Source organism: Paenibacillus sp. EZ-K15 (genome assembly GCF_002573715.1).
In the GTDB taxonomy this organism is placed as follows: Bacteria; Bacillota; Bacilli; order Paenibacillales; family Paenibacillaceae; genus Paenibacillus_AQ.
In genome coordinates, this window is record NZ_PDHM01000036.1 from 1 (window position 1) to 512 (window position 512).

The window sequence follows — 512 nt, forward strand, 5'->3', positions numbered from 1 at the left end:
CCACGTCCTTCTTCGGCTCCTAGCGCCTAGGCATCCTCCGTGTGCTCTTAGTAGCTTAACCAATCGCTTCAGTTTCGCGCCATTCGCTCTGTTGTCCGTTTGTTTCCTGATCTACTAAACGAGTTAATAGGTGGAAACGAACTTCCAAAGGATCGACTGTCACGAATCTTTCGCTGCTACTTTTATAAAAACTTGATCAATTGCTTGACACAAGTTCAGCTAAAAGGATATTTCTAATTGCGCAAATTCGTTTCGTTATCTAGTTTTCAAGGATCAATTGTTTATCTTATAGATGAAATTGATTTGGTGGAGCCAAGGGGGATCGAACCCCTGACCTCCTGCGTGCAAGGCAGGCGCTCTCCCAGCTGAGCTATAGCCCCTCAAATTCCATCAAAACTGAACAAATGAATACACGTCGTGGTTGACTTCAATGAAGTCTGTACGATAACTTGCGTCATCGTTATTTGAATGTCTTCGTTGCAGAAGACGATTCTCCATAGAAAGGAGGTGAT

At 43.8% G+C, this 512-nt stretch carries 1 tRNA gene; it reads right to left on the reverse strand.

The window, feature by feature from the left end:
* Positions 1–304: 304 nt before the first annotated feature.
* Positions 305–380 (reverse strand) — tRNA-Ala (locus tag CRG97_RS32825).
* Between the last annotated feature and the right edge of the window lie 132 nt (positions 381–512).